The organism is Roseovarius halophilus (ex Wu et al. 2025) (genome assembly GCF_047086965.1).
Window position 1 is genome coordinate 22,912 of sequence record NZ_JBKOTX010000054.1, and the last position, 7,469, is coordinate 30,380.

General features: G+C 67.3%; 6 protein-coding genes. 4 read left to right on the top strand and 2 right to left on the bottom strand.

Annotated elements, in window-relative coordinates; all coding sequences use genetic code 11:
• The first annotated feature begins 7 nt into the window (after positions 1–7).
• The 4 genes from ACH107_RS12905 to ACH107_RS12920 all read left to right on the top strand — a co-directional run bounded on the left by ACH107_RS12905 (position 8) and on the right by ACH107_RS12920 (position 4,834).
• Positions 8–1,498, top strand: a complete 1,491-nt coding sequence (locus ACH107_RS12905; protein WP_310702999.1) for a UDP-N-acetylmuramoyl-L-alanyl-D-glutamate--2,6-diaminopimelate ligase — start codon at positions 8–10, stop codon at positions 1,496–1,498.
• The gene (locus ACH107_RS12910) at positions 1,498–2,931 is read left to right on the top strand and encodes a UDP-N-acetylmuramoyl-tripeptide--D-alanyl-D-alanine ligase (protein WP_412506208.1); all 1,434 of its coding nucleotides are present in this window, start codon (positions 1,498–1,500) and stop codon (positions 2,929–2,931) included. The genes ACH107_RS12905 and ACH107_RS12910 overlap by 1 nt, the downstream gene beginning before the upstream one ends.
• A 25-nt stretch (positions 2,932–2,956) precedes the next feature.
• Positions 2,957–4,039, top strand: a complete 1,083-nt coding sequence (gene mraY, locus ACH107_RS12915) for a phospho-N-acetylmuramoyl-pentapeptide-transferase (protein WP_310702997.1) — start codon at positions 2,957–2,959, stop codon at positions 4,037–4,039.
• Between the two features lie 261 nt (positions 4,040–4,300).
• On the top strand, positions 4,301–4,834 hold the full coding sequence (locus tag ACH107_RS12920) for a hypothetical protein (protein WP_412506209.1): 534 nt from the start codon (positions 4,301–4,303) through the stop codon (positions 4,832–4,834).
• Positions 4,835–5,126: 292 nt separating this feature from the next.
• Here the strand turns inward: ACH107_RS12920 and ACH107_RS12925 are convergent, their stop codons facing one another.
• The gene (locus ACH107_RS12925) at positions 5,127–5,684 is read right to left on the bottom strand and encodes a formylglycine-generating enzyme family protein (protein ID WP_310702995.1); all 558 of its coding nucleotides are present in this window, start codon (positions 5,682–5,684) and stop codon (positions 5,127–5,129) included.
• A 549-nt stretch (positions 5,685–6,233) separates the two neighbouring features.
• Positions 6,234–7,238 carry a GTP 3',8-cyclase MoaA gene (gene moaA / locus ACH107_RS12930; RefSeq protein ID WP_310692138.1) on the bottom strand — a complete coding sequence of 335 codons (1,005 nt, stop codon included), beginning with the start codon at positions 7,236–7,238 and terminating at the stop codon, positions 6,234–6,236.
• Positions 7,239–7,469 lie beyond the last annotated feature (231 nt).

Sequence of the window (7,469 nt, forward strand, 5' to 3'; positions counted from 1 at the left end):
CGTCCCGATGGACAGCACGGGCCAGAAGACGATGAAGCTGACGGAACTGGGCCTGACCGCGCGCGGGGGGGCTGAGGCCATGATCACCGGCCTGGCCGTGGACAGCCGTGAGGTGACCGACGGCACGCTCTTCTTCGCGCTGCCGGGCAGCCGGGTGCATGGCGCTGCGTTCATCCAGTATGCGCTGCGCATGGGCGCGGCGGCGGTCTTGACCGATGCGCGGGGCGCCGAACTGGCGGCCGAGGATCTGGCCGGCTCGAACGCCGCGCTGATCCTCTCCGAGGACCCGCGCGGGGCGCTGGCGCAGACGGCCTCGCTCTGGTTCGGGGCGCATCCCGAAACCATGGTCGCGGTGACGGGGACCAACGGCAAGACCTCGATCAGCAGCTTTTGCCGCCAGATCTGGGAGGCGCTGGACCTGCCGGCGGTGAACCTCGGCACGACCGGGGTCGAGGGCGCCTGGACCCACCCCTTGCGCCACACCACGCCGGACCCGATCACGCTGCATCGCGTTTTGGCCGAGGCCCGCGCCGAGGGGATCACCCACGTGGCCATGGAAGCCTCCAGCCACGGGCTGGACCAGAGGCGGCTGGACGGGGTGCTGCTGTCGGCGGCCGGATTCTCGAATTTCAGCCAGGATCATCTGGATTACCACGAGACGCTGGAGGCCTATTTCGCGGCCAAGTCCGGGCTTTTTAGCCGTGTTCTGCCGGATGACGGCGTGGCGGTGGTCAACCTCGACGATCCCCGCGGCGCCGAGGTGGCCGAAATCGCCGAGGCGCGCGGGCAGGCGCTGATCGGCCTGGGCCGCCACCCGCGGGCGCGGTTGCGCCTGCTGGGCCAGCGGTTCGACGCCACGGGGCAGGAACTGCGCTTCGACTGGGAGGGCCGCAGCCAGATGGTGCGGCTCAATCTGATCGGCGGGTTCCAGGCCGAGAATGTCCTGCTGGCCGCCGGGTTATGTATCGGTGCCGGGGCCGATGCCGATGATGTCTTCGGGGCGCTAGGCGCCCTGCGCACGGTGCGCGGGCGCATGGACCTGGCCGCGACGCGCGCCAACGGGGCCAGCGTCTTCGTGGATTACGCCCACACGCCCGACGCCGTCGGTGTCGCGCTGCAAGCGATGCGTCCGCATGTCATGGGGCGGCTGGTGGTCGTCCTGGGCGCGGGCGGTGACCGCGACATCGGAAAACGCCCGCTGATGGGGCAGGCGGCGGCCGAGAATGCCGATATTGTCTTCGTCACAGACGACAACCCCCGCAGCGAAGACCCGGCGACGATCCGCACCGCCGTTCTGCTGGGCTGCCCCGAGGGCATCGAGGTCGGCGACCGGGCCGAGGCGATCCTGCGCGGGGTCGATGCGCTGGGGCCCGGCGATGCCCTGCTGATCTGCGGCAAGGGGCATGAGACCGGCCAGGTGGTGGGCGATGATGTGCTGCCTTTCGATGATGCCGAACAGGCCAGCGTGGCGGTGGCCGCGCTGGACGGGCGGCTTTGATGGCGCTCTGGACCGCAGCCGAGGCGGCGCAGGCCACGGGCGCAGAGGCGCATGGCGTGTTCACCGCGACCGGCGTCAGCATCGACACCCGGACATTGCAGAGCGGCGATCTTTTCGTGGCCCTTCAGGCCGCGCGCGACGGCCATGACTTCGTGGCCGATGCCTTTGACAAGGGCGCGGCGGCGGCGCTGGTGACGCACCGGCCGGCGGGGGTGCCTGCGTCGAGACCGCTGCTTGTCGTGGAGGATGTGCAGGCCGCGCTCGAGGCGCTTGGCCGGGCCGGGCGCACCCGCAGCGGGGCCCGCGTTCTGGGCATCACCGGTTCGGTGGGCAAGACCAGTGCCAAGGACATGGCCCGCACGGTGCTTTCGGCGCAGGGCCGCACCCATGCCGCTGAGGCCAGCTACAACAACCAGTGGGGCGTGCCGTTGACGCTTGCGCGGATGCCGGCGGACACCGCTTTTGCCGTGATAGAGATCGGAATGAATGCCCCCGGCGAGATTGCTCCGCTGGCGCAGATGGCCCGGCCCCATGTGGCCCTGATCACCACCGTGGCGGCCGCGCACCTTGAGGCGCTGGGCAGTCTCGAGGCCATCGCCAGTGAGAAGGCCGCGCTGTTCGAGGGGCTTGCTTCGGGCGGCACCGCGATCTTCGACGGCGACCTCGCACCGGGTCTGCTGGACCGTATCGCGGGGCCTGCGGCCGCGTCGGCCGGGACGGTCCTGCGCTTCGGGGTGGACGGGGCCTGTCAATACCGCCTGTCGGACCTGCGCCTGACCGAGGGCCGCACCATCGTACAGGCCGAGACCCCGGCCGGGCCGCTGACCTACAAGCTGGACACCGCGGGGCGGCATTTCGCCATGAACAGCCTTGGGGTGCTGGCCGCGGTGCAGGCGCTGGGCGCCGACCCGGTGCGCGCGGCCATGGACCTGGCGCGCTGGCAGCCCCCCGCCGGGCGTGGCACACTGGAGACCGTCACCGTCGACCCCGCCCGCCGGGGCGAGACGCTGGCCCTGATCGACGATGCCTTCAACGCCAATCCCGCCTCGATGGCCGCGGCCTTCGAGGTTCTGGCCTCACACACCCCGGTCGACGGGGTCGGGCGCACAATGAGGGGCCGCCGGGTGGCGATCCTGGGCGACATGCTGGAACTCGGCCCCAACGAGATGGCCGACCATGCCGCCCTGGCTGAGGTTCCGGCGCTGGCGCAGGTGGACCTGGTGCATTGCGCGGGCACGCGCATGCGCGCGCTCTACGCGGCGCTGCCCGAGGGCCGACGCGGCGACTGGGCCGAGACGGCCGAGGACCTGGCCGCGCATCCCGCCCGGCTGGTGGACGCCGGCGATGTCGTGCTGGTCAAGGGGTCCAAGGGCTCGCGGATCGCGCGTGTCGTTGACGCCATCCGCAAACTGGGGCATCGGGACGCCGTTTAGGGCCCCGCAGAAAAGGAACGCAGAGTTGTTGTACTGGTTGACGGCCCTGTCCGACGGAGGAGATGCCTTCAACCTCTTCCGCTATATCACCTTCCGCGCCGGGGGAGCCTTCTTTACCGCGCTGATCTTCGGTTTCGTCTTCGGGCCGCCGCTGATCAACGTCCTGCGCGCCCGTCAGGGCCGCGGCCAGCCGATCCGCACCGACGGCCCCGCGACCCATGTCAGCAAGAGTGGCACGCCGACCATGGGCGGGCTGCTGATCGTGGGCGCGTTGCTCACGGCGACCCTGCTCTGGGCGCGGCTGGACAACCCCTACGTCTGGATGGTGCTCTTCGTGACCATGTCTTACGGGGCCATCGGCTTTGCCGACGATTATGCCAAGGTCTCCAAGCAGAACGTGGCCGGGGTGCCGGGCAAGCTGCGGCTCGGGCTGGGTCTGGTGATCGCCGGGGTCGCCGGCTTTTGGGCCGCGCAGTATCACCCGGCCGAACTGACCAACCAGCTGGCGCTGCCCTTCTTCAAGGACCTGCTGATCAATCTGGGCGTGCTTTTCATTCCCTTTTCCATCGTCGTCATCGTGGGCTCGGCCAATGCCGTGAACCTGACCGACGGGCTGGACGGGCTGGCGGTGATGCCGGTGATGATCGCGGCGGGCACCTTCGGCATCATCGCCTATGCGGTAGGCCGGACCGATTTCACCGACTACCTCGAGGTGCACTACGTCGCCCAGACCGGCGAGTTGCTGATCTTCACCGCCGGGCTGATCGGCGGGGGGCTGGGCTTTCTGTGGTACAACGCGCCGCCCGCGGCGGTTTTCATGGGCGACACCGGGTCGCTGGCCCTGGGCGGCGCGCTGGGCGCCATTGCCGTGGCCACCAAGCACGAGATCGTGCTGGCCATCGTCGGCGGGCTCTTCGTGCTCGAGGCGCTGAGCGTCATCATCCAGGTGGTTTACTTCAAGCGCACCGGCAAGCGCGTCTTCCTGATGGCCCCGATCCACCACCATTACGAGAAAAAGGGCTGGGCCGAGCCGCAGATCGTCATCCGCTTCTGGATCATCTCGCTGATCCTGGCGCTGGTCGGCCTCGCGACACTGAAGGTGCGGTAGAGTTCGCCCTCTGACACAAGGGTCCTGGTCCGCGGTCCGGAGGCGATCAAGGGGTCCCCCCACCGAGGCCATCGGGCCAACGCACCAGGCAGGCCACTGTCTCGCGCCACGCGGTTGCCGCCGGTGGCAAAGGGTCTGATGATGCACGTTTGGAACGGGGTCAGATCCTGCGTGCGGATGCGAATCCTCGACCTGTCGCCCCAAGCGTGGCACCGATGGGTGACACGCTCATACTTATAAGCCACTATGGGCCCGTCGCGCATGGAGGTGTCGCAAAACAATCCGCTCGCGCTTGCGGCCTCAATCGAACAGGAAAGGTTGCCGAACATCATGAAGACATCCTTTGAAATCTTTCGGGCACCGTTTGCGTTGGCTCTCGGCTCACTTGCAAACTCGGTCGGTCGTGGTGTGGCCCGCGCACCGATCCGCGACAGTCTTCTCGCCGGTGCGATGGTCCTCGCCGCGCCGGTTGTCGTGCATGCGGACGAACACACCCAGGACTGGATACCCGATGTCCTGTCCTTTCCTGAGGATGCTGAGGTCGTGACGGACCGAGAGATCGGCTCATCGATCAGGCTTTTCTCGATCTCGACCGGCGAAGATGTGAACGAAATTCTGGAAGAATGGGAAGAAAGCCTCACCGAGAACGGATATTCTGTCACGCAGGAAGCCGGCGACCTTTTGGACGGATCGATCGAGTTCACCGGCCCGGGCATCACCAACGCGAAAATCATCCTGGCACCCGTGACCGAGGGCAGCCGCAGCCTCATCGAGTTTGATGCGACGCTGGACTGACAGCATTGCCCGAAGCCACTCTTCTGGCGCGTCGTCAGGCGCACAGGACCAGATGGCAGACTGTTCGCGGTCGAAAGCTGTCAAGACCTCGCCTGCTGCCGCACAACGCGGTCGTCCACAAGCATCTCCGCGAACGCCGATCCCGCCTCGAGCAAGGCCGGTTGCTTTGCCGCCCCCCGGTGTCCAGTGCGTGGGCCGGCTCGTTCAATGCCACGCGTGCGGTTTTGGCATTGACTGATCCCGCCATGAGGTCATCGATCCCGGGTCCGCGTGGAGCCGCGGCCCGGCCGGCTCAGGCCTGCTGGACCATCCGGTCGCTCACAAGGCGCAGCCCGAGGTGGGCCGGGGGCGTTCCGACGGCGCAACCGCCGCGGGCGGGGTCGCGGATCAGGTAGGACATCGCCGCGACATGCTCGCCGCCCATGAAATAGGCGGGGCGCCGGGTCGGGTCGACACCCTGCGCGGTGCCTGCATAACAGTCCTGCGTCCATTCCCAGACGCTGCCGTCCAGGTCCGCTATGCCCGCGGGCGAGGTCGAGAAACTGCCCTGCGGCCTCAGTGCGCGGGGGGCTTGGGCTTTGGTCCTGTAGGACGCGGCCCAATCAAGGGCGGGGTCGGTGAAGGCCGGGTCGGCGGCCTCGTGCAGCACCGGGCGGGCGATCTCGCGCCATTCCGCAGCGCTGGGCAGACGGAAGTCCATCCCGGTCTCATTGTTGATCCAGTGCAGGTATTCCATCGCGTCGGCATGGCTGACCCCGGTCGCGGGTGTCACGCGCGGGTCTTGCCCGGCGCGCGCCGCCGGGGCCGTGGCCTCCGTCGCGCCAGGTGTCGAGCTGTTCTTGTCGTCCATGGTCCATTCTCCTTCGATGGAAAATTAGCGCTATGAACTGTCTCAGGAAACCGTGCCCCAACCCATGCCAATGCGCCGCGCGATCCAATCCTTGACGAAGGCCTTGCGATCGGCGTTTTCGGTTTACCGGTGGTGCGTACAGTCCAGGTTAAAGTCTTTTTTCACGTCAGCCTCGCGACATGGATTAATTCTATGATGGAGAGGCTGCCAAATACAAGTTAAGGTTGAATTAAAGCAGAAAGTCCATCGGCCACGGGCCGATTGGACCCGGAAAGTGTTGAAAGACAATGGGACAGGTGCCTGAATCGGCGGCCGAAACCATTGAAAGACACCGGCAAAGCACGACAAGCCCGACAACCGCATCAAGATCATGTTCGGCCGGCTCCAGGACTGGCGACGCGTCGGCAGCCGTCGTCCTGGCCATTTCGCCGCGACGGTCATCGGTTGGCCGTGACCCCCGAGCCGACCCAGCGCGTGGTGGCGCCATGGCAGCACCGCGTTCCGCGTTTTGCGGGGGTCAGTCCCGGGCGGGCAAGTGGCCCGCCGGCGTCAGCCGCCGGTGTGGCTCATATGGCGCGAGACCTGGCCGTCCACGTTCTGGCGCGAGTAGTCGAAATCGTGGCCGCGGGGCTTGAGGGCAATGGCCTTTCGGATGGCGTCCTCGAGCACCGCGTCGTCGGGGCTGGCCCGCAATGGTGCGCGCAGGTCCGAGTGGCCTTCCTGGCCGAGGCAGGTGTAGATCTCGCCGGTGCAGGTGATGCGCACGCGGTTGCAGCTTTCGCAGAAATTATGGGACAGCGGCGTGATGAAACCGATCTTCTGGCCGGTTTCCTCGAGCCGGACGTAGCGCGCCGGCCCGCCCGAGCGTTCGGCCAGGTCGCTGACGGTGAAATGCTCTTCCAGCCGGGCGCGCAGGTCCTTGAGCGACCAGTATTGGCCCAGTCGGTCTTCGTTGCCGATGTCGCCCATGGGCATGACCTCGATGAAGGTCAGGTCCATGTCGCGGCTGGCGCAGAAGGCCTGCAGATCGAACAGTTCGTCCTCGTTGAAGCCCTTGAGGGCGACGGCGTTGAGCTTGACGCGCAGGCCGGCCTCTTGCGCGGCGTCCAGCCCCTTGAGCACCTGCGGCAGGCGGCCCCAGCGGGTCACTTCGGCGAATTTCCCCTCGTCGAGCGTGTCGAGCGACACGTTAACCCGCCGCACGCCGGCGGAGTACAAGTCTTTCGCGAAGCGGGCCAGCTGGCTGCCGTTGGTTGTCAGCGTCAGTTCCTTCAGCGCGCCCGTCTCCAGGTGCCGCCCCATGGCGTTGAAGAAGGTCATGATGTCGCGGCGCACCAGCGGCTCGCCCCCGGTGATGCGCAGCTTTTCCACGCCAAGCCCGACAAAGGTGGAACACAGCCGATCCAGTTCTTCCAGCGACAGAAGCTCTTTCTTGGGCAGGAAGGTCATGTTCTCGGACATGCAGTAGACGCAGCGAAAATCGCAGCGGTCCGTCACCGAGACCCGCAGGTATCGGATGGCGCGTTCGAAGGGATCAATCAGCGGTGCGGTCATGAGGCGAAACTAGGTCCCGGCGAAGGGGCGCGCAAGGTCATTTCCTTCTGGACGGACCGGCACGGCAGGCCGTAGCCTTGCCCCCATGAGAGTGATTGCCGTGATGATGAGTGTCGCCCTTCTGCCCGGCTGCGCGGCGATCGAGCGCCTGACCGGGGTGCAGACCGGCGCCGACGGGCAGGCCGACCTGTCCCCGGCGCCCGAGGGCATGCCGCGTCCAGCGGCCCGGCC

Excerpts from the sequence above, each read along its gene's own strand:
- ACH107_RS12905 (WP_310702999.1), top strand. The coding sequence starts at position 8 with ATGGACAGCACGGGCCAGAAGACGATGAAGCTGACGGAACTGGGCCTG.
- ACH107_RS12910 (WP_412506208.1), top strand. The coding sequence starts at position 1,498 with ATGGCGCTCTGGACCGCAGCCGAGGCGGCGCAGGCCACGGGCGCAGAG.
- ACH107_RS12920 (WP_412506209.1), top strand. The coding sequence starts at position 4,301 with ATGGAGGTGTCGCAAAACAATCCGCTCGCGCTTGCGGCCTCAATCGAA.
- ACH107_RS12925 (WP_310702995.1), bottom strand. The coding sequence starts at position 5,684 with ATGGACGACAAGAACAGCTCGACACCTGGCGCGACGGAGGCCACGGCC.
- moaA (WP_310692138.1), bottom strand. The coding sequence starts at position 7,238 with ATGACCGCACCGCTGATTGATCCCTTCGAACGCGCCATCCGATACCTG.